This window comes from Aeromonas sp. 84A, from assembly GCF_051919345.1.
Classification (GTDB): Bacteria; Pseudomonadota; Gammaproteobacteria; order Enterobacterales; family Aeromonadaceae; genus Aeromonas; species Aeromonas veronii.
Genome location: NZ_JBQBEW010000001.1, coordinates 3,844,225 through 3,870,245 on the forward strand (window position 1 = coordinate 3,844,225; position 26,021 = coordinate 3,870,245).

Sequence of the window (26,021 nt, forward strand, 5' to 3'; positions counted from 1 at the left end):
AGAACAGGAATTCCGGAGGGAAAAACGGGCCTTGCGGCCCGTTGTTGTCACTTTCGACTGTTGTCACTGTCGATTAACGCAGCACCTTGACGGTGTAGCTGCCATCGGCCTGACGATAGAGGCCGTGGATGTCGGTCTCGAAACCCGGGTAGTGGGCACCGATCTCGCACAGCATCTCGAGGAACTCGAGCACCGGCAGAGAATCCTGGGTCACCATCTCGCCCGGCAGTACCAACGGAACTCCCGGCGGGTACGGCAGGATCATGTTGGCGCTGATGCGGTCAACCATGTCACGCAGCGGCACTTCCACCACGTTGCCGGCCAGCTCTTGCTGCCATGCGGCGTGCGGAGTCATCTTCATCTCCGGCAGTACGTCGAACGCCTTGAACATCAGCTCCGGCAGACGGTACTTGCTGGTCAGCTCGTGAATGCGCTGCGCCAGCTCCTGAATGCGCATCCCTTCGTAGAAGCTCGGGTCTTCACGATAGAGGCTCGGCAGGATGCTCTTGATGGTCAGGTTCAGGTCGTAGCCACGCTTGAACTCGGTCAGGGCACGCAGCAGCTGCATCGCCTTGGACTGATCGATACCGATGGAGAAGAGGAACAGCATGTTGTAAGGGCCGGTCTTCTCGACCACGATGCCGCGCTCGTCCAGGAACTTGGAGACCAGAGAGGCAGGGATGCCCTTCTCCAGCAGCTGGCCGTCACGACCCATACCCGGAGTCAGCAGAGTGACCTTGATCGGATCCAGGTACATGTGGTTGTCATCGATGTCCTTGAAGCCGTGCCAGTCATCTTTCGGATCCAGCTTCCAGCACTCGACGGTGTCGATGTTGTCCGGCTGCCATACGTCGAAGAACCAGCCTTCGCTCTGATCACGCAGACGCTTGATCTCTTTGCGGAAGGAGATGGCGCGATCGATGGAGTCCTTGATCAGACGCTTGCCGGTGTTGCCACGCATCATGGCAGCAGAGATCTCGGTAGAGGCCACGATGCCGTATTGCGGCGAGGTGGAGGTGTGCATCATGAATGCTTCGTTGAAGGTCTCCTCCTCCACGTCCCCCTTGATGTGGATCATCGAGGCCTGGGAGAAGGCCGCCAGCAGCTTGTGGGTGGACTGGGTTTCGTAGAACACCTTGCCCGGCATGGCTTCGCCACTCATGCCGCACTTGCCTTCATAGATCGGGCTGAAGTTGGTGTAAGGCACCCAGGCACTGTCGAAGTGGATGTAAGGGGTATCCAGACTCTCCTTGATGAAGCCGGTGTTGTAGAGCAGGCCATCATAGGTGGAGTTGGTGACGACGGCGTAACGGGGAGCCTGGGCACCCGGTGTCGCGGCAACCTTGGCAGCGATGGTGTCGCGGCTGAATTCGCTCTGCGGGATACCGCCCAGAATGCCGTAGGCGTTGCGGGTCGGACGGAAGTAGATCGGCGTCACGTCGTTCATCATCATCAGGTGAGTGAGCGACTTGTGGCAGTTACGGTCAACCAGCACAGTGCTGCCGGCTGGCGCGGAGTACATGCCGACGATCTTGTTGGCAGTGGAGGTGCCGTTGGTGACGATATAGGAGCGATCGGCGTTGAAAGTACGGGCGATGTACTCTTCGGCTTCCTTGTGCGGACCTGAGTGATCCAGCAGGGAGCCCAGCTCCGGCATGGAGATTGAGACGTCAGCCTTGAACGCGTTCGGACCGTAGAAGTCATAGAAGATGCTGCCGGCCGGGCTCATCTGGAAGGCGGTACCGCCCATGTGACCCGGAGTACAGAAGGTGTATTTACCCTCTTCCACGTACTTGAACAGCGCCTTGGTGAACGGCGGCAGGATGGCGTCCTGATACTCCTGAGTGGCCTGACCCATCTTGAGGGCGATGTCGTCGGCCATGCCGAGACGGTACTCGAAGAAGTGCACGTTCAGACGCAGGTCGGTCAGGTGAATATCCAGGGTGGACTGGTCGTTGGCAAAGGCGAAGATCGGCAGCTTCTCGTTGCGATCGTGGATCTCCTTGCACAGGCCCAGAGAGTATTTGTCCCAGTCGAAGATGGCGCCGCAAACGCGGGGGTTCTTCTCGATCAGTTTCAGCAAGTCGGCAACGTCGACCGGATAAACAACCTCGAAACCCTTGCGCTCGAGGGAGGCTTGCAGCTGGCGAATGGGTTCTTCTTTAAAGAAAACGCCCAGGTGGTTGAGGATGGCAATGATATTCATCGTAATGCTCCACACGTAAAGGGGCGCTCTCCATCAGGGATGGTGAGTGAAGAGCGCTTGGAAGATAAAAGGGGGAATTAGTTGCTGGGTTGTTCGCTCAGCAGGGCGTCGTGCTGACGCAGACCCTGTTTTTTGGCGTAGAACATCAGGATGATGAGCGACACCACGAAGGTTGCGGTGAGGTTGGAACCCTTGGCGCCCATCAGGGCCACCAGACAGAAGACGCAAGCCACACCGGAGAAGATCATCGCGCCGATGCTGCGGGAGGTCATGCCCTCGAAGCGGATCAAGTTAATGCTGGAGTAGAAGTAGGGCAGCATGGTCAGCAGCACCGCATCTGTGGTCAGCACATTGAAGAGGTCGGCAGCATGAGCGGACTGGGAGGTGAAGGCTGTCAGGCCAATCATCAGGGCAGTCATCTTGAGGGAGCCCAGGATCAGACCCTTCTTGGCCACGCCGTTCTTGTCCACTTCGCCGTAGATTTTCGGGAAGTTGCCGTCGTTGGCGGCACGCTTGCCCGCCTCGCCCACCAGCATCATCCAGGAACCGAGCGAGGTGAAACAGGCCAGGGCGGTGAAGGCAGAAACAAACGGCGCAGACCAGCTACCGAAGATGGCGGAAGAGGCCATGGCAAACGGGGCGCCGGAAGCTGCCACTTCACCGGCCGGGAACATGCCGCTGATCACCTGGGTAGAGAGGATGTAGATAACACCCGCGATACCGGTGCCCAGCATGGTAGCGAGCGGTACGGTGCGCTTGGGGTTCTTCACCATGCCGGAAGAGACGGCGGCAGATTCAACACCGACGAAGGACCAGAGGCAGATCAGCACGGCGCTGATGACCGCATGCAGGTCGCTGCCGCTGGTGGTGTTCCAGTTCTGGCTGTAGACGGTGGCATCAAAATGACCCCAACCCATCACCGCAGTACCGACAACCGGCAGCAGGATCAGCACCAGACCCAGGGTACAGAGTCGGCTCACCCAGCTACCGCCAAGCAGGTTGACGAAGGTGAAGATCCAGACGGCAGCGATGGTGGCTGCGGCGGCCGGGATCGGGCTGTTGAGAATGGGGAAGAAGACCGAGAGGTAGGAGACGCCGGTAATGGCGATGGCCAGGTTACCGATCCAGTTGGCGTGGTAATAAAGCACACCGGTCTGGAAACCGAACACCGGAGAGATCTCGCCAGCGTAAGCAATGGGGCCACCCTCTTGCGGGTTCTTGGTAGCAAGGCGGGCGAAAACGAAGGCGAGGCCCATGGCGCCTACCAGACAGATTGCCCAGCTAAAGACAGAGATGGAGCCGATGGTGGCCAGTGCCGAAGGCAGCAGCGCGATGCCACTCCCCATCATGTTGCCGGCCACCACACCTGTACAGGCGATAAGGCCAATCTTCTTGCTCGTATCTAGGGACATAAGATCTCCGGTTCTATAAAAGGTCGGGTCGTCACATACACATTTGGCGGAACGCCCCGCCAAAGAATGGGCACAGACTAGGCCTCTCATCCCCAGAAAACATAAAGACCAGCTAACGGATAAAAATATGAGGCAACTTTTTTCGCCGCCTCGTCGCTTTTGATAAAAACCATTTAAAAACAGTCAATTGACATCACATCACACAGCCGTCTTGATAAAACCTTGATATCCGGCCAACCCGTTTTTGCCCCTTGATAACCCCCTTATCTCGCCGTCTTGATATTTTTGGCCAGATAAACCCGGGATAAAGCAGCTCCCAATGCGCCCACTCCCCTTGTAACCATCCGAACGCCCTGCTGACCATCACCCTGAAGGCCGCTCACCTCCTGTTCGGCCCTTCGCTCGGCTCATCACAATCCAAACTCAGAGGTAAAGCGCAACGGCGATAACCGGTAAGCAATGAGAAATGGGTCGAGACAGACAGCTTATCCCGCCGCCAACCATGAGCAGATGTCACAAGCTGCGTGCGCGGCGTGAAGCCGAACAAACGCGAGTGCAGCGAATGCCGCGGGCAAGACAAAGGCAGATAGTGGGGAGCAGCGGAGGATAAATCGGGCCGCACCAGAGCGACTATCCCCGGTGGCAAACAAGCAGGATTGAAACAAGCAGAAACAGCACAGGCCGCCCGAAGGCAGCCTGTGGATGAGGTCGGCAACCGCACCGACCGGGGGAAAACCAACACTGCGGTGTTAGAAGAGCTTCACCTTGCTCTGGCCCAGCGCATTGAACAGGGCCGGGGTGAGGCTCTCCATATTGCTGTAGAAACCGAGCTGCTGGCAGAGCAGATAGGTCTGCTCGGTCGCCTCCATCAGGAAGGCCTGACTGTAGGCATCACCCGCCGCCTCGGGGCGACCATCCAGCTCCGCCAGCTTGCCCTGCAGTATGTAATAGAGCACCGAGCGGCCGCGACTCGCCGCCTTCTCCAGCAGATAGTTGGCCTGCTGTTGCTGGCCGTTGAGGATCGCCTGCAGGGTCAACGCCTCCCACACCCGGGCTGGCAGGACGCCGCTGTTTTGCACCACGCTGGCGAGATGGGTGCCAATCCCCTGCAGTCGCTCGCTCTCGGATTTGCCCGCCAGGGTGGCCAGCGCCTCGCCCGCCAGATAGCGCTCCGCCAACAGCAGCGGCTGATCCGGATGGGCAATCAGCGCCTGCTCCAGCAGATCGATGCCGCGCTTGAGGGCGACCGGATCCCGGCTGTTGATGTAGTACTGCGCCTCCATCATCGCCATCAGAGAGGCATCATCGATCGGCCAGCCCATCCCCGGCTCGGCATCGGGTTGGTCGAGGGCGCGCAGCAGATCCTGGCTGCTGGCCTGCAACACGCCGTGCACACTGTGGCGACTGAGCTGGTACTGATGGCTGAACAGCACCCGGTTGGTGTTGATATTGCGATACTCCAGATCGAGATAGGTGCCACGGGGCTGGCGGGTGACCCGCACACTCAGCTCCTTGCCGGGCATGATGCCCCCCATCAGAGTGGTGGCGCCGTACTGCACCCGCAGCGGCGTAGCCACGGCCACCTCCCCCATCAGGGCGCGGGTAATGCCATCGGCGAGGCGAACGTTCTCGTTGTTGTCATCCATACCGGAGTGAAAGCGGAACACCAGCAGATTGGGATCCAGCATGGAGTGCACCTGCGGCGCCGTGTGCTGGTAACTGAGCATGCTGACGATGGCAACCAGAATGACGGCCACGAAGATATCGAAACTCACCATCTTCCAGCGGCTGCGGGCATCCTTGGCATGGTTGGAGATGGCGCGGGTCAGGGGCCCGGCGGGAAAAGGGGCGACATTGGGCTGTGCATCATCATCCTGCTCAGCCACGGGCGGGCTCAGATCGGAGAGCGTCGGGTTGTCTGAGAGAGCGGTATTGACCGCAGGAGCAGGCTGCTCGTCCGCCATCACCACGGAAACCACCTGCAGCGGCCGCACCGGTGCCACCAGCTTGTAGCCGCGCTTGGGTACGGTGACGATATAGTCGGTCGCATCGGTGCGACCATCTTTGAGGATCTTGCGCAGTTCGAAGATGGACTGGGTCACCACCTGATCGGTCACCTCGGCGCCATCCCACACCTCGTTGATCAGGGCATCGCGGCCAAACACAGTGCCGGCATTATGGGCCAGAAACCGCAACAGATTGACCAGTCTGGGTTCGAGGTAGACCTCGCGGTCGGGGCGACACAACATGTTGTCGTCAACGCTCAGGGTCCAGTCGTGGATCTCAAAAACCGATTCGCTCATGATTCACTCGCTGCAGATGGTGACAATGCACGATGAGAGAGACGCAAAACCCGGGCTGACTGAACGGAACAAGGCGCTATCACCACAGGTGACAGATAAAAAGAGAACCGAAGCAATCACATCTCTGAGAGTCAGTCTGGCCAGGCCATCCTGTTTACGTCTGAAGGGCATCCTTGCGGGCATTCCGACCACCGCGATCGGAAGGGATCACTTTAAGCAAAACGGGAGCTGGATCCCACTTTTTTTGGCTATAAATCGCCGTTGAGTTGATCCGACACCGCACTTTCGGCAAATAGCGTGCCAACTAGTATTCATATGAACATCCAATATGCCGTAATCAAAAAGCCCTGAACATCAGGGCTTTCTCATTTCTTCGACCATCGGGGAGACGTTACTTCGCCAGCGGGAGCACATCCTGCTGACGACTGCGGCGCAGATGACGCCGCCACAACGAGAAGCTGCCGTAGCCAAGACTCAGCACCACCGCATAGAGCACCTGAGTGGCGAGCGCCACCAGCACCAGAGCGCAGAGCAGCACGCTTATCCCTGCCAGCCCCTTGCCCACCCCGCCGAGCAGACGCCAGCCCGCCGCCATGCAGAGCAGGTAGACCAGCACGAAATTGCCGTTGGCGTAGCGGATCAGCTCATCGAGCGGCAGTCGCAGCCAGATGATCAGGGTGATGCAGAGCAGACAGATGGCGAGCACCAGAGTGAGCGCCCGCAGCGGCGCGCCGCGCGCGGTGAGCACGGCCAGCGAGGGGGGCAGCTTGCCTTCCCGCGCCATGCTCCAGATCAGCCGGGCAAAGCCCTGAATGTAGATGTTGATGCTGGCAAAGCAGGAGAGGTAGCCGAGCACCGCCACCAGCCACTTGGCGGTGGGGCCGAACAGCAGCGCCAGCAGGGAGGGGATGGCGGTGGCGTTTTTCGCCTCATCGCCGTAGAGGCCATATTTGAGCACCACCAGCGAGTGGATCCAGTAGATAAGCCCCGCCAGCAGTACCCCGCCGAGCAGAGCAATGGGATAGTCCCGCTCCGGCCGCTTGAACTCCTCACCCATATGGGCGAAGGCTTCCAGCCCGACGAAACACCAGAACATTACCGCCAGCGCAGTGGCCATAGGGGGCCACTCATCCGCGCTCGGCAGCGGCCGGGCTGCATCGCGCCAGCTCACCTCCCCCTTGAACCAGATAAGCAGGGTGAGCCCCAGAATGGCGAGCGCAATCAGCAGTTGCAGGTTGCCGGAAGATCGCGCCCCGCGCAGCCCCAGCAGAAAGACCCCGAGCAGGGTGAGCAGCTGGATGGCCCACAGGGTCCACTCCCCCATCTCGAACAGGGCGTGCCAGAAACCGGCGGCAATCATCAGGGCGGCGGGTAGCCCCACCGGCAGCACAGCCAGAAACAGGAAGGCGGAGAAGCGCTCGGCGCCGTTGCCAAAGGCGAGGCCAATCAGGTGCGGCGCGCCGCCCGCATGGGGATAGCGACGACCGAGGCGAGCGAAGGTAAAGGCGATGGGCAGCACCAGCGCAATCAGCAGCAACCAGGCCCAGAGCGAGGCCTCACCCGCCAGCGAGGCGGCAGTCGCCGGTACCACGAAGATCCCGGTGCCGAGCAGCGAGGTGGCGAGCAGCCCCATCCCCTGCCAGAGCCCGAGATCCTTTTTCAACCCAGACATATCCTTTTGTCCTGACTAAAAAAACATCCCGCCATGTTAGGCCTGCTCCGCCCCTTTGTTAAGCACGATGAAGCACGATGGTTAATCGCGGCTGCGAAAATATGCAGCCTTTTATTCAGGCTCGGGCCCAGCTTGCAGGGACTCGGCCAGAAAATCCCCCAGCAGGGTGATTTTGAGCACCTGCCGCCGCGCCGCCGGATAGATGAAGTAGAGGGTCTTGGCAGGGCTCTGATAGCGGCCAAGCAGCGGCAACAGACGCCCCGCAGCGATATGGTCACGTACCTGTTCGGCTGGCTGCAAGGTGATGCCAGCCCCCGAGAGCGCAGCCGTCAACAAGGCTGGCCAGTGATTGATGCGCAGGCGCGAGGCGACCCGCACCTCCTCGCTCTGGCCATCCTCGCCAACAAATTGCCAGCGCTCGTGCTCGCCCCAGTTGCCATGCAGACACTGGTGGCGGGCAAGATCGGCCGGATGACGGGGCACCCCGTGACGATTGAGGTAGTCGGGCGCCGCGCAGAGCCGGTAGTGCTGGGTCAGCAATGGGCGGGCAATGAGCGCCTCATCCTGCGGGCGCAGGGTACGGATAGCGGCGTCAAACCCCTCCTCCACCAGATCGACCCAGCGCGGGGTGAGCTGCAGATCCACCTCCAGCTTGGGATAACGGTCGAGAAAAGCGGGCAACAGCGGCACCAGCCGGTAGTGGCCAAAACTGAGGGGAGCGGCGATGCGCAGCCGTCCGGCCGGCTCGGCCAGCAGGTTCTGGGTGAGCGACTCGGTCAATGCCAGCTCCTCCAGTACCCGCTGACAGCGAGCGAGAAAAAGCTGGCCCAGCTCGGTGAGAGTCTGCTGGCGGGTGGTCTTGTGAAACAGCTTGCCCCCCAGCCACTGCTCCAGTCCCAGCACATGCTTGCCCACCATCTGGGCGCTGATCCCCTCTTCGCTCGCCACCGCGCTGTAGGAGCCGAGATCCACCACCCGGGTGAAGATACGCATGCTGGTCAATCGGTCCACAACCTCTCCTTTTTGCCCGTTTCAAGGCCGTTTGACCCGCGACGAGGGCTCTATTCACAACCAAAAGTTTAGTAAGAAATGGATTTTAGCCAATTTATTCAACTTTTAGTTGCCAATACAGTGATGCTGTCCCTTCCCCACAGGATAAATTCCCATGAAAAGTACCTATCTGGCCGCGTTACTGGTCGGTCTGCTGGCCAGCGGCGCCAGTCAGGCCACCGAGAGCAGCTTTATCAGCAACCACGACCATGCCCCAGCCTCAGCAACTCAAGCCCGGCCCGATATCTTTCGGGTCAGCCTGCTCGGCACCGGCACTCCGGTACCCCAGATCAGCCGGGGCGGTTACAGCACCCTCATCGAGGCGGGCAACCAGAAGCTGGTGTTCGATTTTGGCCGCAACTCCGCCACTCGCCTGTGGCAGCTGCATATCCCCATCGGCCGGGTCAACGCCTTCTTCCTCACCCACTTTCACTCCGACCACACCAACGGGCTGGCGGATCTCTGGCTGACCGGCTGGCTGCAACCGGCCTATGGCCAGCGCCACGCGCCGATGGAGCTCTACGGCCCCAAGGGCACCACAGCTCTCGCCCGTGGCTTGCAGCAGGCCTACGCCACCGACATCGCCACCCGGGTCAAGGATGAGGGAACGCCGCTGGACGGGGTGGAGATCAACAGCCACGAGGTCACCGCCGGGGTGGTCTACAACCATGACGGGGTCAAGGTGACTGCCTTTGACAACGACCACGGGGTCAACATCAAGCCGTCATTCGGCTATCGCATCGACTACCACGGCCACAGCGTGGTGCTCTCCGGCGATACCCGCTACAGCCCCGAAGTGGTGAAGCAGGCCAAAGGGGCCGATCTGCTGGTGCACTGCGTCTCCATGACCTCTGCCGAGCAGATGAAGGCCAACCCCGGCTACAAGGCGATCGCCAGTCACCTCGCCTCCCCCGAACAGGCGGCCCGGGTAATGAACGAAGCCAAACCGGCGCTGACCGTGTTCAGCCATATCGGCCTCAACGGCAAGATCAGGGTGAAGGATCTGGCGCAGGATCTGCGCGCCCGCTACACCGGCCCCTTCGTCATCGGCAACGACCTGATGCAGATTGATCTGCCCACCACGGCCTCCGGCAAGGGCTATGCCCTCTGGCAGTCGGAGAATATCGACAACAAATAGATGGCACGGATGCCGGTCAGCCATGGCCGGCATCCGCAATCGACACCGGGGGCTATCTTTAAGGGGTGTTTGACCACAAGGAGTTATCTCTATGAGCCTGAAATGGAAGCACCTCGCCCTGGCCACTCTTCCCTTGTTCGGCATGTCGGTCGCTCAGGCGGCGGTGTTGACCAGCCTTGAATGGCCCCCTTACACCAGCGCCAGCCTCCCTGAACAGGGCAAGAGCAGTCAGGTGGTGACCGCAGCCTTTGCCCTGGCTGGCGACCCGCTGACCATCAAGTTCTATCCCTGGCAACGGGCCGTGGACGAGGCGACCAACAACCCCGAGGTACTGGGTTATTTCCCAGAGTATCTCGACCCCAAGAGCAGCTGCCTCTTCTCCGACCCCATAGGTAACGGCCCTCTCGGCTTTGCCCAGCGAGCCGATCAGCCGGTCACCTGGCAAAGCCTTGATGACCTCAAGGGCAAGAAAATTGGTGTTGTCACCGGCTATGTGAATACCACCGAGTTTGACGAAAAAGTGGCCAGCAAGGCACTCTCGGCCGATGCCACCAGCTCGGACAGCCAGAACCTGCTCAAGCTCGGCAACGGTCGGCTCGATCTGGCGGTTATCGACCAGAATGTGATGACCTATCTGCTGGAGAGCGATCCCCAACTCAAGGATGTTGCCGCCAACCTCGGCTTCAACGGCAAGATCCTCGAGGACAAATCCCTCCACGTCTGCTTTACCAACTCCGCCAAGGGGAAAGAGGCGCGGGACAAATTCAACAAGGCGCTGGCCAGCGACGAGGTGAAGAAGCTGATGAAGTAGCGATACCGCATCCGCTCAGCGCCCCAAACAGCCATAAAAAAAGCCGCCTCTTGCGAGGCGGCTTCTTCATTCAACTTGGTAACCAGCGTTATCAGGCAATCAGCTTGTAGATGATACCGGACATGGCGATCAGGCCGATGATGGTCACGAAGCCGTTGCTGATGTTGCCAGCGTATTTGCGCATGGCCGGAACCTTGGTGATGGCGTACATCGGCATCAGGAACAGCAGCATTGCGATGATCGGGCCGCCCAGGTCTTCAATCATGCCGAGGATGCTCGGGTTGATGGTAGCGATGGCCCAGGTGGTCAGGATCATGAACACGGCAGTGACTTTGTTCAGTTGCTTGGTGTCAACGTTCTTGCCCTTCTCGCGCAGCGCCTTGGCCATCAGGCCGTTCATGCCTTCTTGCGCCCCCAGGTAGTGACCCAGGAAGGATTTGCTGATGGCAACCATGGCGATCAGCGGAGCCACAGTACCGATAACCGGGTTATCGAAGTGGTTGGCCAGGTAGGACAGGATGGAGATGTTCTGTTCTTTGGCAGCAGCCAGGTCAGCCGGGGAGAGGCTCAGTACGCAGCTGAATACGAAGAACATAACGGTCATCACCATCATGACGTGGGCGCCCAGCAGGATGTTGCTGCACTTCTTCTCGGCACCTTCACCGTAACGACCTTTGTTGTCCACCGCGAAGGAGGAGATGATCGGGGAGTGGTTGAAGGAGAACACCATTACCGGGATAGCCAGCCACAGGGTCTTGATGAAGTCACCGTTGAAGGCGTCGGACAGGGCCGGAGCTTCAGTGATGATGGCACCGTTCCAGTGCGGGATCAGGTAGAACGCCAGACCCATCAGGGTGAGCACGAACGGGAATACCAGCACGCTCATCGCTTTGACGATAACCTGGCCGCCCAGACGAACAACCGCCATCAGACCGAGGATCAGAGCCAGTGACAGAACGGCACGGGGAGGTGCAGACATGCCCAGCTGGTGAACAATCACACTCTCGACGGTGTTGGTGATGGCGACTGAATACATCAGCACGATCGGGTAGATGGCAAAGAAGTAGAGCAGGGTGATGAATTTGCCTGCGGTCTTGCCGAAGTGCTCTTCTACTACTTCAGTGATGTCGCCATCACGGGTAGAGCCGGACAGCACGAAGCGGGTCAGACCACGGTGAGCAAAGAAAGTCAGCGGCAGCGCCAGGATCAACATGGCAACCAGCGGCCACAGGCCACCTACACCGGCGTTGATTGGCAGGAAGAGCACACCGGCACCGATCGCGGTACCGTACAGACCCAGCATCCAGACCACATCGGCCTTGTTGACGCCGCGGGAGGTGTTGCTGGCTAAACGACCATCAGCTGCAATATTCATGTCAGACATACGTTGTTCCTGTCATCTAGGAAAATGGGATTCTTGTTTGGTCGGGCCTTGGCCCGGTTCCATCTCCCTGGAACGCCTGCTGTCCGTCCTTGATATTAACCTCTCGCCCCCCGGCAACCTGGCCATCACTCCTTGTGACAACAGGATTGCAACAAACAACAGTGCGAGATTTTGACCCTGAGGGTCGGAGCCCGTCTCACTTAACAACCGATTAACGTGCACCACTCTTGATGGGCTGACTTTAATTAAATGCCCTTATTAATCACAGCGTTTTTTTGAATTAATCAACCAAAGTTTGATTTTGGTCGCCTTTCGGACGACCAAGATCACACTCAAAGCGCCTTATTGTGAGTTTTTTTTAACAATTCAACTTAGTTTCACTGGAATCAATGGCCTGCGAGCAGCTACATATTTGCAACAAGCCACCCGTTTAGCGCGGATTGTGTGCAGCACGGCCTTGGCGTACCCTTGTGACTTACGCCTTTTTGTTGATTGATGATGACCATTACCCGTACCGATCTCGCCGAACTGGCGGTGTTTGCCGCCGTCGCCCGTCACCGCAGTTTCAGCAAGGCCGCCCTCGAACTCGGGGTCTCCGCCTCCGCCCTCAGCCATAGCCTGAAGGGGCTGGAAGCCCGTCTGGGAGTACGGCTGCTCAACCGCAGTACCCGCGCCGTGGTGCCGACCGAAGCGGGCCAGCGGCTGCTCAAGCAGCTGCTCCCCACCCTCAATACCCTGGAAGAGGCGCTTTGCGAGCTGGCCCGCAACAGCGATGAACCGGTGGGTCGACTCAAACTCTGCGCCCCCCGCGGCGCCATCGACAGCCTGCTGGCACCGGTACTCATCGACTATCTGGCCCGCTATCCGCGGATGCAGGTGGAGGTAGTGGAGCAGGAGCTGATGCCCCGGCTGATTGAAGATGGTTACGATGCCGCGCTCTTTTATGGCGATCTGCTGCCCAAGGAGATGATCGGCATCCCCCTCGGCCCGCCCCAACGTTATCTGGTGGTGGGCTCCCCGGCCTATCTGGCGGAGCACGGTACGCCGGAGCACCCGAGCGAGCTGAGCCGCCACGCCTGCATCGGCTATCGCCTCACTCCGCACCATCACTATCGCTGGGCCTTTGCCGCCGACGGCACCATGCTGGAGATCGAAGTAACCGGGCCGCTCACCACCAGCACCCCGGCCCTCTATCTGGGCGCCGCCGAGGCGGGGCTGGGGCTCGCCTACTGTCTGGAAGAGGAGGTGAGCCAGAAGGTCGCGGAGGGGAAACTGCTCACCGTGCTGGAGCCCTGGTGCCCCACCTTTGCCGGCTTCTATCTCTTCTATCCCAGTCGGCATCAGCTGGGCAGCGGGCTGCGCATCCTGATCGACATGCTCAAGGCGCACTACCAAAACCCCGGATTAATGAGTAATACTCAGCAATTCATCAAGTGAAACCCTGATTATCACCAAATAAGTATTAATCTAGACTAGCTGTTCGATAATCGAACTCCCCGAGAGAACAGATATGTCTGCCTATTTAACACTGCGGCAACGGGCCATGACCCGTCGCTTCTGGGCTTACGCCCTCCCCTCCATTCTTGCCATGCTGGTCTCGGGGGCCTACTACCTCATCGACGGCATCTTCGTCGGCCACTATGTCGGCGCCGCTGGCCTCGCCGGGATCAACCTGGTCTATCCGGTCATCATGGTGCTGATCGGCCTGGCCGCCATGATCAGCATGGGGGCGGCCACCGCCATCTCCTTCCAGCAAGGGGCGAAAAACGACAAGCTGGCCCGTCAGGCGCTGGTCAACGCCCTCTGGCTGCTGGCCGGTCTTGGGGTAGTTGCGCCGGTGCTGCTCTATTACACCCACACCGATATCCTGCTGGGGCTGGGGATTGAACAGGGCACCGAGACCTGGAAACAGGCGAGCGACTACCTCACCTGGATTGGCGGCGGTACCCTGCTGCTGGCCAGCAATCTGGCAGTGCCCTATCTGCTGCGCAACGATGGCCGCCCGAAGCTGGCCATGGTGCTGGTGAGCAGCGGCGCCGTGCTCAATATCATCCTCAACTACATCATGGTGGGTCGGCTGGGGCTGGGGTTAATCGGTACAGCGCAGGCCACCCTGATGGCAGAGGGTGCGGTGAGCCTGATCGGCCTTGGCTACTTCTTTACCCCTTGGGCGCGGCTGCGCCTCAGCTGGCGGGATCTGGTGCCCAACCTCCCCGCCATGCCGCACCTGCTCTTTACCGGCCTGCCAAGCCTGATTGCCCAGTTCAACCTCGGGCTACTCTTGATGCTGCACAACAGCCAGCTGATGGTGTATGGCAATGTGAAGGATCTGGCGGGTTTTACCGTGGCCGGTTACACCGAAGCGGTCTTTATCGTCATTCTGCAGGGGCTGGCGTTCGGCATTCAGCCGCTCATCAGCAAAGCGGCGGGGGCCAAGCGCCATCGCAACCTCAAGTACCTGATGGAGATGGGGCTCAAGTTCACCTTTATCTACGGCATGCTGGTGTGGCTCACCATCCAGCTGCTGCCGGGACAGGTCGCCATGCTCTATACCGGCGACAAGGATCCCGAACTGCTGGCCGCCGCCATCAGCAGCCTGACCCTCAACCTCGGCGCCATTCCGCTGGAGGGGATCATCATGTTCGGCATCGTGCTGCTGCAATCCATGGCGCGTACCCGTCAGGCACTGGTCATCTCCATCGCCAAAACCGTGTTGCTGCTGCCGCTCATCTTCCTGCTGCCGCAACTGTGGGGGCGTGATGGGGTGCTGATGGCCCAGCCCGCGACCGTGCTGCTGCTCACCCTGCCGCTCTGCTGGCTGCTGTGGCGCGAGTGGCTGCGCCTGAAGATGGCCTGCGCGCCAAAAAACAAGCGTCGCCCGCAACCGGCCCGCGCACGCGCCGCCGTCCAGCTGGCCCGTTAAGGCCTCCAATCCCGCAAAACAATAAAAACCGGCATCCATTGATGCCGGTTTTTGCTATATGGGCGGGTCTGCCTGCCCTTACACAGGGATTCAGGCCAGCACTGCTGCCCCCACTTATGCCAATACTTCTGGCCTGAGCTGGGCCATCAGCCCCGGGTTGTCGGAGTAATCCACCGGAATCGCCACCACCGCAGGCCCCTCCACCGCCAGTGCGGCCCGCAGGGTTGCGCGCAACTCGTCTGCCGAGCGCACCGCAAACCCGGCCGCCCCGAACGATTCGGCATAGCGTTTGAAGTCGATGGGGCCAAAAGAGACGCCGGAGGTGCGGCAATACTTCTGCTGCTCCTGCATCGCGACCATGTTGTAGCCGTTATCGACCCAGATGATGTGAACGATATTGCTCTTGAGCCGCACCGCCGTCTCCAGCTCCATGCTTGACTGCATAAAGCTGCCATCCCCCGATACCGAGATCACCTTCTCTCCCGGCCGCACCAGCGCCGCACCGATGGCCCACGGCAGTGCCACCCCCATGGTCTGCTGACCGTTGGAGATCAACACCTGACGGGCACGGAAGCTGTATAGGTAGCGGGCAATCCAGATATGGAAGCTGCCCATGTCGACGCAGAGGGTCATGTCGTCGCGCACCAGATCCTGCAGCTCGCGCACGATACGCAAGGGGTGAACCGGATTGCCGTGCAGATCGTCGGCCCGCATCGCCAGTCGCAACCGCTGCTGGCGTACCCCTTGCAGCAACCGATCCACCTCGGGGGGACGGATTTTCGGATTGCCCATGATGCGGGTCAGCTGCAACAGGTTGGCCCGGATCGACCCCACCAGCTCGGCGGTCGGGCAGTAGCTGCTGTCGATATCGGCAGGCAGCACGTCGATATGGAGGATGCGCCGCTCCCGATCGCCATTCCACAGCACGGGGTCGTACTCGATGGGGCTGTAGCCGATGCAGATCACCAGATCGGCCCCCGCCAGCAGCTGATCCCCCGGCTGGTTGTTGAACAACCCCACCCGCCCGGCAAAGTCATCGAAGTGGCAGCTGTCCACCACCCCGGCAGCCTGATAGGTACCGGTCACCGGCAGCCGCGCCTTGTCGAGGAAGGCGCGCACTGCCTCGGCATTCTCCGGCCGACTCGCCATCAGGCCGAGCAGCACCACCGGATTCTGGGCATTGCGCAGCAGGGTCAATGCCTGCTCCATATTCTGTTCATCGGCACAGCCCGGCTCCGGCACTTCCCGAGGCACCAGCACATTGCCCTGCACCGGCTTGTTGATGATATCCATCGGCAGGCTGACAAACGCCGCCCCCGGCCGTCCCAGCTCGGCGGCGCGAAAGGCGTTGGCCATCACTTCCGAGATCGCCGCCCCGCTGTTGACCTGGGCACTGAACTTGGTGACCGGACGGCAGAGGTTGACCGTATCCATGCTCTGGTGGGTGAGCTTGAGACCATCGGCACGGCGTACCGCACCACCCAGCGCCACCATGGGGTCCCCCTCCGAGGTGGCCGTTGCCAACCCGGTAATAAGGTTGGAGCAGCCAGGGCCCGAAGTGACCAGCGCCACCCCCGCCTTGCCGGTGAGGCGCCCCACGGCGGCAGCCATAAAGGCGGCGTTCGCCTCGTGGCGCACCACTATGGTCTCGATAGGGGAGTCCTCCAGCGCATCGAACACCCGGTCAATCTTGGCACCGGGAATACCGAACACCTGCTTGACCCCTTGCGCCTCCAGATGACGAACCACCAGCTCGGCACCGCACTTCCACTGTCTGTTTTCCATGATATTGCTCCTTGTCTATCAGCCTTCGGCGGCCTGAATGGCGCGATCGAGATCGGCGGGGTTGAGGTCGGCCTGCCGGAAAGCGGGATCCGATGGCAGGGCCAGATTGAGGTGACGCACCACAGAAAGTCGCAGGGTGCCGTGGGCCATGGTGTAGTCGAGCAGGTGACCGCCCCCCTTGCGATCGGCGGTGATCATGTGTTCGTGAAAGCCCGCCACATTGACCCCCTGCACGAACGGCGGGCAGCGAAAGCCCACCAGGGTTCCCGCCACCGCGGCAAAGCGGAACAGCGGTTGCTGTTCGATGGCTTCCAGCATGGGGCGATAGGGGGGCTCCTGACGCGGCACGGTACGGACCTTGGCCGTTTCAAACTGGCCGTCGAGGCGCAGGGCGACAAAAACGTTATCGGATCCCACCAACCGATCCACCCACTGGTGGATCTCGTCACGGCTCAGGGGGTGGTCGAAGCGACGCTCCAGACAGGGGCGAAAATGGGTCATCACCGCAAAGGGGGTCTTCTGATCGGCGCGGGCGGGCCGGGCCGAGCCATCGGAGCGCAACTGGTGGATCTGGCGCTCGAAGGCGATCAGCTCGCCATCGAGGTGGTTGAAGGTGCCGAGGCCAAAGTCGCCGTGGCGCAGCAGCTCGCTCATGGTGGTCTCCCCTTCATAGACCCCCGCCAGCAGGGCGCTCATCAGGGAACTCTGGTAGATCTCGCCACCGTCATGCTGCCTGCGCCAGCGGGAAAACTGCTGGCTCACTTCGAGGGCACAGCTGCACCCGGCACTGTCAGATGTTGCAATATGTTCCATTCGGGTTTCACCTCCACCGTGAATCCTGTTAGCGTTCGGATCCAATGGTGACTTGGTTCACATTTCAACACCAATACGCTGATCCCATGACTTTGAGACTCAATCGATATGGAACTTCGTACGCTCCGCTACTTCATGGCCGTTGTTGAAAAGCAGAATTTCACCCGCGCAGCCGAATCACTCAACATGGCCCAGCCGCCCCTGAGCCAGCAGATCCGCAAGTTGGAAGAGACCCTGGGCACCCCGCTACTGCGCCGTTTGACCCGCAGTGTCGAACTGACCGAGGCGGGCGAGAGCCTCTATCGGGATGCGGCGCAGATCCTGGCGCTGGCCGATGCGGCAAAACTGAAGGTAAAGCGGATTGCCCGGGGCGAGCAGGGGGCGCTGCGGATCGGCTTTGCCGGTTCCACCGTGCTCCACCCCGCAGTGCTGACCCTGCTGCACGACTATCGGGAGCGCTACCCCGAGGTAGCCCTCAGCCCTCAGGAGGGCACCATGCCGGCACTGGTGGAGGCGCTGCGCAACGATCGGCTGGATGCCGCCATCTTGCGGCTCCCCTGCCGGGGCAGCGAGGGCTTTGCCCATCACCTTATCGAGCAGGAGCCGCTGCTGATCGCCCTGCCGACCAGTCACCCCAAGGCCAAGCCTGGCCCCTTGCCACTGGCCAGCCTGAAGGACGAGAGTTTTATTCTGTTTCCCCACGCCATCGGGCCTGGGCTCTATGACGGCATCGTGGGCCTCTGTCGGGAGGCGGGGTTCGAGCCGATACTGGGGCCCGAATGCCCACAGGTGATCTCCACCGTCGGCATGGTGCAGGCGGGCTTTGGCGTGACCCTGGTGCCCAGCTCGGTGGCGGCGTTGCGTCCGCTCGGGGTCAGTTATCACCCCATTGAGGGCAACGGCATGATGACCAGCATCAGTCTGGCGACACGGCCACACCCAAGCAGTGCCGTGCTGCGGCACTTTATCGCCCAGATCCGTGCCGCCCAGATACGACAAGGCCTCCCGAAGGAGGCCCTGTTAACCAAGGGTGAGCCGGCCTGATGACCGGCTCGCATGGCGCTACGGTTTACTTAACAGTACTGCTTATTTGACAGTCACCCGGGCAAACTTGCGCTTGCCGACCTGATAGACGGCGGTACCGGCACCGATGAGTGCCTTGCCATCTTCCAGCTTCTCGCCATCCACCTTGACCGCGCCCTGCTTGATCATCCGCAGCGCTTCGGAGGTGGTGGCCACCAGATCGGCATCTTTCAGCAGGTTGGCGATGGCCAGACCTTCGCCTTCCAGAGCCAGCTCGACTTCCGGCATCTCGTCCGGAATGGCGTTCTTGGAGAAACGCTGGGTGAAATCTTCGTGGGCCGCTTCGGCCGCCGCTTCGTCGTGATAACGGGCGATGATCTCTTTGGCCAGCCAGATCTTCACGTCGCGCGGGTTGAGGGTACCGGCAGCGATGCCAGCTTTGAATTCTTCAATTTCAGCCAGCGGACGGAAGGAGAGCAGCTCGTAGTAGTTCCACATCAGATCGTCGGTGATGGACATGATCTTGCCGAACATCTCGCCCGGAGCGTCATGAACGCCGATGTAGTTGCCTGCGGACTTGGACATCTTCTTGACGCCATCCAGACCCACCAGCAGCGGCATCATCAGCACGCACTGGGTCGCCATGCCGGCATCTTTTTGCAGCTCGCGGCCCATCAGCAGGTTGAACTTCTGGTCGGTACCGCCCAGCTCAACGTCCGCCTTCAGCGCGACCGAGTCATAGCCTTGCAGCAGCGGATAGAGGAATTCGTGAATCGCGATGGACTGGCCGCCGGAGTAGCGCTTTTTGAAGTCGTCGCGCTCCATCATGCGGGCCACGGTCTGCTTGGCCGCCAGCTTGATCATGCCGGTCGCACCCAGCTCGCTCAGCCAGGTCGAGTTGTACTCGATGCGGGTCTTGGCGGGGTCGAGGATCTTGAACGCCTGCTCGGCATAGGTGAGGGCGTTATGCTTGATAGCCTCTTCGGAGAGTGGCGGACGGGTAGCGTTCTTGCCGGAGGGGTCACCCACCATGGCGGTGAAGTCACCGATCAGCAGGATCACTTCATGGCCCAGATCCTGGAAGGTCTTCAGCTTGTTGAGGATCACGGTATGACCCAGGTGAATGTCGGGGGCGGTCGGGTCCATGCCCAACTTGATGCGCAGCGGGCGCCCTTCCTTCAACTTGGCGACAAGTTCTTCTTCAACCAGAATTTCTTCCGCTCCGCGCTTGATCTCGGCTAGCGCCACCTCGAGCTGGGACATTTTTTGACTCTCCATCACGATTCCACAGGGCCAAACATATTACTGGAATGGCGGGCCAATTGGAAAGGCTGTAAAATCCGTCCATTCTGCCCGACTTCATCTGCTTCTCATGGTTATTTGGCACGCCTTCAACGCACTCCCCCACTGGCACCGCAAGATGGTGCTGATCTTGAGCATCATGATCATGATGCTGGCTGCCTGGCCCAGCGAACAGGCAGTAGCAACACGGGTCGATGAAAACGGCAACGAAATTGCCCTGCGGGAATCGGCTAACGATAACGCGCTGAACGACGAGCTGCCGGCCGAGGCCGCCCAGCCTGCCACCCCGCCCAAACCACGCTACATCACCAAGCAGGTGAAGGTACGCCGTGGCGACAACATGGGAGTCATCTTCCAGCGCATTGGCCTGAGCACCACGGATCTGCACCTGATCGATCAGCTCGAGGGCAGCGATCCCCTGCGGATGCTGCAACCTGGGCAGGAGCTCACCTTCAAGCTCACCGAGAACGGCGAGCTGCACAGCCTCTATTACCCCCACAGTCTGGAGCAGGCGCTCAAGGTGAGCCGTAAGGAGGAGACCTTTGTCGCCCGCAACGTCAAAATCGCCCTCGACACCCGCGAACAGGTGAGCAAGGGCGAGATCCGCTCCAGCTTCTGGGGCGCCGCGGTGGATGCGGGTATGACCGAAGATCAGATCATGGACTTGGCCGCCATCTTCGGCTGGGACATCGACTTTGCCCAGGACTTGCAGCCGGGAGACAGCTTCCGGGTGGTCTATGAAGACAAGTTCCGCGACGACGAGCGGGTCGCCTCCGGCGATATTCTGGCGGCGGAGTTCGTCAACCAGGGCACCGCCTACCGCGCCGTGCTCAATGAAGATGGCAACTACTACACCCCGGAAGGGAAGGCGATGCGCAAGAGCTTCCTGCGTGCGCCGGTCAACTTCAAATACATCAGCTCCAACTTCAACCCGCGCCGCCTCCATCCGGTGACCGGCAAGATCCGCCCCCACAACGGCATCGACTATGTGGCGCCGGTGGGCACCCCCATCATGGCGGCGGGCTCAGGCAGCGTGGTGGCCGCCGGTTACAACCAGTTCAACGGCAACTACGTCTTTATCAAGCATGCCGGCAACTATGTGACCAAGTACCTGCACCTCTCCAAGCGCACCGTCAACAAGGGACAGCGGGTGAAGCAGGGGCAGACCATCGGCACTCTGGGTGGCACCGGTCGCGTCACCGGCCCGCACCTGCACTACGAATTCGTGGTGGGCGGCATTCACAAGAACCCGCGCACCCTCACCCTGCCGCAGGCAGAGACCCTGAGCGGACGCGAGCTGGCCAACTTCAAAAAGCTGGCGATGCCGCAACTGGCCAAGCTCGACAACCCCGAGCTGCAGCTGGCCCAGAACAAGCGGGATAGTCGCGGCAACTAAGTTCATCAGGGCTGGCAGGGTGAAGGCCCTGCCAGCCCCTTTTATTGAGCCCGCGCCAGGCAATCGGATTGAAATGAGTCCACTTTCGGACGTAAGATGAGATGGAACACCGGGAGCGGCATGTGGCACGGAAGCAAGGGCTTATCTATCCTGTCTCTCTCACTCTTTTTCCGGTCCGCATTGAGGATGCAACATGGTTGAGCGTTATATCGGTCTGATGTCAAAGATCACGCCATGTGGCATGGGATGAAAGCCATTCCCCTCTTCACCCTCTCTGCACACCGTATTTTCGAACAGCAATGTAAGGAGACACCATGGCTGAGCGCTATATCGGTCTGATGTCGGGAACCAGCATGGACGGCATTGATGCCGTGCTGGTGATGATCGCCGGGGATGAACTGCGGGTCGAAGCGGCGCTTTGTCACCCCTGGCCGCAAGAGACCGCCCGCACGCTGCATGCCCTCTGCACCCCGGGCGACAATGAAATCGACCGCATGGGGGTGGCCGATAATCTGGTGGCGCGAGAGTTTGCCGCCGCCACCCACGCGCTGCTGGCCAAGGCGAAGCTTGAGCCCAAAGATATTCGCGCCATCGGCAGCCACGGCCAGACCATCCGCCATCGCCCCCAGCTCGGCTTTACCCTGCAGATCGGCAACGCCGCCCTGCTGGCCGCCTTGACCGGCATCGACGTTATCGCCGATTTTCGCACCATGGATATGGCCCTCGGCGGTCAGGGGGCGCCGCTGGTGCCCGCCTTCCATCAGGCGCTGTTTGCCAAGCCCGGCGCCCTGCGAGTGGTACTGAACCTCGGCGGCATCGCCAATATCTCGGTGCTGCCGGGCAATCCGGGCGGGGTATATGGTTTTGATACCGGCCCGGCCAACACCCTGCTCGATGGCTGGTATCGCCGCCATCAGCCCCACGGCGGCAGCTATGACGCCGGTGGCAAATGGGCCGCCAGCGGCAAGCCCATCCCGGCCCTGCTGGAAAAACTGCTGGCTCACCCCTACTTCGCCGCACCCGCCCCCAAGAGCACCGGACGGGAGATGTTTACCCTCGATTGGCTCGATGGGGAGCTGGCAGACACTTCATACGCCCCCGTGGATGTGCAGCGCACCCTGCAGGCGCTCACCTGCCACAGCATCGCCCGCCAACTGCCCGCCCGGCCCGAATCAGTCGGTGCCAGCCAGCCGAAAGCCGAGCTGTTTGTCTGCGGCGGCGGTGCCCATAACGCCCCCTTGCTGAAGGAGCTGGCCAGCCTGCTGCCCGCATGGCGCATCGCCAGCACTGCCGAGCTGGGCCTTGCCCCCGACTGGGTGGAAGGCGCTGCCTTTGCCTGGCTGGCCATGTGCTTTGTTCATCGCAAGCCGGGCAATCTGCCCGCCGTCACCGGCGCCAGCCGTCCGGCTGTGCTGGGTGCCCTCTATCCCGCCTGAGTGATGACAAGGGGGCTGCAGATCAGTGTGCCCCCTTGAACAGACGCACAACCTGTTGCCGGATCGGTGCAAACAGCGGGGGCTTTGGCGGCTCCAGATTGATATGGCGCCGCCCGGCACGGGTTTCACAGCGAAGCAGATTCTGGATGTAGTGGTGGTGGGATCGATGGATCAGCTGTGAGGCCTGATACGCCCACTGTCTGGGCACGCCCCACAGGGTGCTGGCAATCGCCCCGACGATGCAGAAGAAAGCGGGCTCCTGAATTCCCATCCGGCTGGCGTTCTCCAGCGCCTCCTTGAGCGAATTGGAGTGAGCAATACAGGTCATGATATTGACCATGAAGGCGTCGTAATCATCCTCCCCACCCTTGCCAACGCGCGCCGTCAGGGTCGCCGCGGGCTGATAACCAAACTGATGGCCGATATTTTCCAACACCGTATTCCGCTGGCGGATCACCTTGCCATAAAACATCAGCATCACCATGCAGTCGATCGCCTTGCACAGCGCCTCGTAGTGGGGATGGCTCTTCTTGGGACGCGGCGCCGTGGCGAGGGCCAGCTCTTCAGAGATGGCCAAGAGGCCCACAGGTACGGCGGTGCTGACAAACGAGAGATCAATCGACAGCTCCAGCCCCTCCTCCCCTTCCATGCGGGCCACAATCACATGTTCGCCAAACAGCCGACGCTGGCGCTCGATAAAGGCGCCAAAGACCAGATCACGAAACTGCTTTTGCGGATAAGGGGTATCGAGCAGGCTCTCGATGGTCATGATGGCGGCGGATACCCGGCCGCGCAGTCGGTAATCGGCAGGAATGGGAAAGCTCTTTCCCAGGCGAGGAGGTAACCGCTGCCCAGATGTTTGACAATACATATCGCCCAGAACGAAACCCAGCATAAATCCTCCACAGTCAGGTAATGATGATCGCGACGCGATCTCGTTTGCCAATCCTGGGCAATGGCCTGCCGGTGCATCGATGCTCTCCGTCAGGGCTCCTTGATTACCTTATTAATCATACGATTAATAGCGAGTGAAAAAAGCGACCTGACTCGCAATCACGCCACTAATTAACAGTTTCATCAAGAAACCATAAGAAGTGGTCGATAAATCCATTTTTTTACATATTTCCTTTTAAAAACAATACATTGAACTTTATTCCTGCGAAATCATCTGAGCTGTTCCCGAGCCCTGAAAACCATCCCAATCATCACAACCAGCCACAGATAAGAGGGAGATCAGACAAAGCCGCAAAAAAGTGGAAAAAGCGATGACGCGGGGCAACCCCACCCATCGGGGGATGCAACCGGCGTGAAGAGAAGCGGATTGCCACCACCTCCCCCCCCCCCTCATCCAGCGCCATCTCTCATCCAGCGCCACCGCTCCCGCACGCCGTCACGCCAACGCCATGCCCCCCACTCCTGTGCAGCAGGGGCAGATCCGCCGTGCAAATTCATGGCATAGAATTTTATGGCGCTAATAACAGATCCCGGCTGCCAGCAAGGCGTCATCGAGTATGCAGGAATAATCATAAACAGAGAGGAATGCAAAAGCCGTGAATTATATTCCAGAGGTATCTTTAATAAGGTGGATATGCATATTCACGGGAATTTTCATAGCCCCTTAAAAAAGCTTAAAACAGATATCCATGCACCATAATATGCATTATTTGCACATCGGCGCATAATATTAACCCTTTATTCACACGCCAATATCCCGAAGAGGGGGAGAGCAAATCCAGTCAGGGTAAGGCTGTCCGCCGGTTCGGCACTATTTGCGCACGAATTGGCTACGATTTCGGGTGAATTGAATAGCAATATGATTAAATTTGCGCCCATTGAGCCATCTCATAGAAATGCAATCAGCGGTTTGCAACCACTGATAGCCACTCATAGAATCGCAGCGTCTGAAATATCTACCCTGTCCTCTTCTCCCTTATTCCTCTCAGTAATTGAGTGGATCACAAATAATAACCGGGGATGCCGCCACTGGCGCAGTGGCCGTGGCGCACAACAAGATGGGGTAAACCTGTACCTGAATGAACAACAAATATTAAAAAGAGGCATATCTATGAGTGGCACCATCATCAAGTCGGCAAGAAATACCCCCCATGCACCCCAGGATCTGGGCCCCTGCACCCAAACGGTGGCGTTTTCTCATTACAACAATCTCTCCGCCCAGCTGCCGGTCGATCCCGCCACCGGCAAGATGGTGAGTGGCGATGTCACCGCGCAGGCCAGACAGTGCCTGAGCAACCTCAAGGCGATCATCGAGAGCATCGGCCATGTGATGGACGATATGGTCAAAGCCACCATCTTCCTCAAAGACATTTCGGATCTGGAGGCGGTCAACGCCGTCTATCGCGAATTCTTCCCGGGCTATCTGCCGACCCGCACCACCCTCGCCGTCGCCGCCCTGCCGCTGGGCGCACTGGTGCAGATCGATGCCATCATCTCCAACGGCGAAGGTACCTTCCCGCAAGATCCTTGCTCGCTGGTTAAACTGGCCCGCAATAGCGACAAGGCGCCGCACAATCCGCTCTCGACCCATACCGTGGCCTTCTCCCACTACAACAATATCGGTGCGCAACTGCCGGTCGATGCGGCCTCGGGCCAGCTGGTTGCCGGTGGCATCAAGGAGCAGGCGGGTCAGTGCCTGCGCAATATCAAGGCGGTGCTGGAGAGCATCGACGTGCCGTTTGACGATATCGTCAAGGTTACCGTCTATCTGACCGATCTGGCCGATCTGGAGGCCGTCAACGAGGTCTACACCACCTTCTTCCCCGACTCCGCCATCGCCCGCGCCGTCGCCTATCTGCCCGCCCGCTCTGTGGTCAGTGCCGCCGCCCTGCCCATGGGGGCACGGGTGCAAATGGATGCGGTCATCTCCCACGGTGACGGCACCCCGCCACAACTGGTGGAAGACCGTCACAATCTGGTGATCCGTGCCCGCAATACCGACAAGGCACCGCGCAGCCCCTTGCACACCCAGACCGTCGCCTTCTCCCACTACAACCATCTCTCCGCGCAGTTACCGATTGACCCCGCCACCGGCAAGATCCTGGCTGGCTGCATCAAGGAGCAGACCGCCCAGTGCCTGAGCAATATCAAGGCGATTGTGGAGAGCATCGGCCATGTGATGGACGATATCGTCAAGGTCAACATCCAGCTCGGCAATATCGCGGATCTGGCCGAGGTGGATGCCATCTATACCAAATACTTCCCGGCCTATCTGCCGGCCCGCACCGTATTCGGGGTAAGCGAACTGCCCGCTGGCGCCCTGGTGCAAATGGATGCGGTGATGTCCAACGCGGAAAGTACCCCGCCGCAGGTGTAATGTTGCGGTAAATAAAAAAAGAGACCGGCTATATGC

Annotated in this window: 18 protein-coding genes; 8 read left to right on the forward strand and 10 right to left on the reverse strand. The window is 60.1% G+C overall.

All coding sequences use genetic code 11. The annotated features are described in order from the left end of the window. Positions 1-73: 73 nt before the first annotated feature. The 5 genes from ACTG20_RS17330 to ACTG20_RS17350 all read right to left on the reverse strand — a co-directional run bounded on the left by ACTG20_RS17330 (position 74) and on the right by ACTG20_RS17350 (position 8,604). The gene (locus tag ACTG20_RS17330; protein ID WP_005349824.1) at positions 74-2,206 is read right to left on the reverse strand and encodes a lysine decarboxylase CadA; all 2,133 of its coding nucleotides are present in this window, start codon (positions 2,204-2,206) and stop codon (positions 74-76) included. A gap of 77 nt (positions 2,207-2,283) precedes the next feature. Further along, positions 2,284-3,618 (reverse strand): cadaverine/lysine antiporter, encoded by a 1,335-nt coding sequence (cadB, locus tag ACTG20_RS17335; protein ID WP_042079861.1) that lies wholly within the window; start codon positions 3,616-3,618, stop codon positions 2,284-2,286. Between the two features lie 749 nt (positions 3,619-4,367). Beyond that, positions 4,368-5,921 (reverse strand): lysine decarboxylation/transport transcriptional activator CadC, encoded by a 1,554-nt coding sequence (gene cadC / locus ACTG20_RS17340; protein WP_194496526.1) that lies wholly within the window; start codon positions 5,919-5,921, stop codon positions 4,368-4,370. A gap of 391 nt (positions 5,922-6,312) precedes the next feature. Next, positions 6,313-7,593 (reverse strand): L-methionine/branched-chain amino acid transporter, encoded by a 1,281-nt coding sequence (gene yjeH / locus ACTG20_RS17345; protein WP_194496527.1) that lies wholly within the window; start codon positions 7,591-7,593, stop codon positions 6,313-6,315. Positions 7,594-7,704: 111 nt separating this feature from the next. Beyond that, entirely contained in the window at positions 7,705-8,604 is a 900-nt protein-coding gene (locus tag ACTG20_RS17350; RefSeq protein WP_167570372.1) for a LysR family transcriptional regulator, read from the reverse strand. Between the two features lie 154 nt (positions 8,605-8,758). Here ACTG20_RS17350 and ACTG20_RS17355 point away from each other — a divergent pair, with 154 nt between their 5' ends. Both ACTG20_RS17355 and ACTG20_RS17360 read left to right on the forward strand, forming a co-directional pair. Then, complete coding sequence (locus ACTG20_RS17355; RefSeq protein ID WP_194496528.1) at positions 8,759-9,781, forward strand: MBL fold metallo-hydrolase; 1,023 nt, start codon at positions 8,759-8,761, stop codon at positions 9,779-9,781. Positions 9,782-9,872: 91 nt separating this feature from the next. After that, positions 9,873-10,592, forward strand: coding sequence for a substrate-binding periplasmic protein (locus ACTG20_RS17360; protein WP_064337068.1), 720 nt, complete (start codon positions 9,873-9,875; stop codon positions 10,590-10,592). 91 nt (positions 10,593-10,683) lie between these two features. On the opposite strand, the gene ACTG20_RS17365 is transcribed toward ACTG20_RS17360, so the two are convergent. Further along, the gene (locus ACTG20_RS17365; protein WP_005338498.1) at positions 10,684-11,976 is read right to left on the reverse strand and encodes an HAAAP family serine/threonine permease; all 1,293 of its coding nucleotides are present in this window, start codon (positions 11,974-11,976) and stop codon (positions 10,684-10,686) included. A gap of 498 nt (positions 11,977-12,474) precedes the next feature. On the opposite strand from ACTG20_RS17365, the gene ACTG20_RS17370 reads away from it, so the two are divergent. Together ACTG20_RS17370 and ACTG20_RS17375 are read left to right on the forward strand one after the other, a co-directional pair. Beyond that, complete coding sequence (locus tag ACTG20_RS17370; RefSeq protein WP_064338523.1) at positions 12,475-13,413, forward strand: LysR family transcriptional regulator; 939 nt, start codon at positions 12,475-12,477, stop codon at positions 13,411-13,413. Positions 13,414-13,486: 73 nt separating this feature from the next. Next, complete coding sequence (locus ACTG20_RS17375; RefSeq protein ID WP_100646568.1) at positions 13,487-14,899, forward strand: MATE family efflux transporter; 1,413 nt, start codon at positions 13,487-13,489, stop codon at positions 14,897-14,899. A 114-nt stretch (positions 14,900-15,013) separates the two neighbouring features. On the opposite strand, the gene alsS is transcribed toward ACTG20_RS17375, so the two are convergent. Both alsS and budA read right to left on the reverse strand, forming a co-directional pair. Continuing rightward, positions 15,014-16,684 carry an acetolactate synthase AlsS gene (gene alsS, locus ACTG20_RS17380; RefSeq protein WP_005338504.1) on the reverse strand — a complete coding sequence of 557 codons (1,671 nt, stop codon included), beginning with the start codon at positions 16,682-16,684 and terminating at the stop codon, positions 15,014-15,016. Positions 16,685-16,702: 18 nt separating this feature from the next. After that, complete coding sequence (budA, locus tag ACTG20_RS17385; protein ID WP_005338506.1) at positions 16,703-17,497, reverse strand: acetolactate decarboxylase; 795 nt, start codon at positions 17,495-17,497, stop codon at positions 16,703-16,705. A 108-nt stretch (positions 17,498-17,605) separates the two neighbouring features. Between budA and ACTG20_RS17390 the strand changes: the two genes are divergently transcribed. Continuing rightward, positions 17,606-18,541: a LysR family transcriptional regulator gene (locus tag ACTG20_RS17390; protein ID WP_194496529.1), complete on the forward strand. Its 936-nt coding sequence runs from the start codon at positions 17,606-17,608 to the stop codon at positions 18,539-18,541. A 42-nt stretch (positions 18,542-18,583) separates the two neighbouring features. On the opposite strand, the gene tyrS is transcribed toward ACTG20_RS17390, so the two are convergent. After that, on the reverse strand, positions 18,584-19,783 hold the full coding sequence (gene tyrS, locus ACTG20_RS17395; RefSeq protein WP_184232652.1) for a tyrosine--tRNA ligase: 1,200 nt from the start codon (positions 19,781-19,783) through the stop codon (positions 18,584-18,586). A 109-nt stretch (positions 19,784-19,892) separates the two neighbouring features. Between tyrS and ACTG20_RS17400 the strand changes: the two genes are divergently transcribed. Together ACTG20_RS17400 and ACTG20_RS17405 are read left to right on the forward strand one after the other, a co-directional pair. Beyond that, positions 19,893-21,218 carry a peptidoglycan DD-metalloendopeptidase family protein gene (locus ACTG20_RS17400; RefSeq protein WP_194496530.1) on the forward strand — a complete coding sequence of 442 codons (1,326 nt, stop codon included), beginning with the start codon at positions 19,893-19,895 and terminating at the stop codon, positions 21,216-21,218. Between the two features lie 314 nt (positions 21,219-21,532). Next, a complete protein-coding gene (locus tag ACTG20_RS17405) occupies positions 21,533-22,654 on the forward strand; it encodes an anhydro-N-acetylmuramic acid kinase (protein ID WP_194496531.1) in 1,122 nt (373 codons plus the stop codon). A 22-nt stretch (positions 22,655-22,676) separates the two neighbouring features. On the opposite strand, the gene ACTG20_RS17410 is transcribed toward ACTG20_RS17405, so the two are convergent. Next, entirely contained in the window at positions 22,677-23,549 is an 873-nt protein-coding gene (locus ACTG20_RS17410; RefSeq protein WP_005338512.1) for a hypothetical protein, read from the reverse strand. Between the two features lie 1,170 nt (positions 23,550-24,719). Between ACTG20_RS17410 and ACTG20_RS17415 the strand changes: the two genes are divergently transcribed. Continuing rightward, entirely contained in the window at positions 24,720-25,985 is a 1,266-nt protein-coding gene (locus ACTG20_RS17415; RefSeq protein WP_194496532.1) for a RidA family protein, read from the forward strand. Positions 25,986-26,021 lie beyond the last annotated feature (36 nt).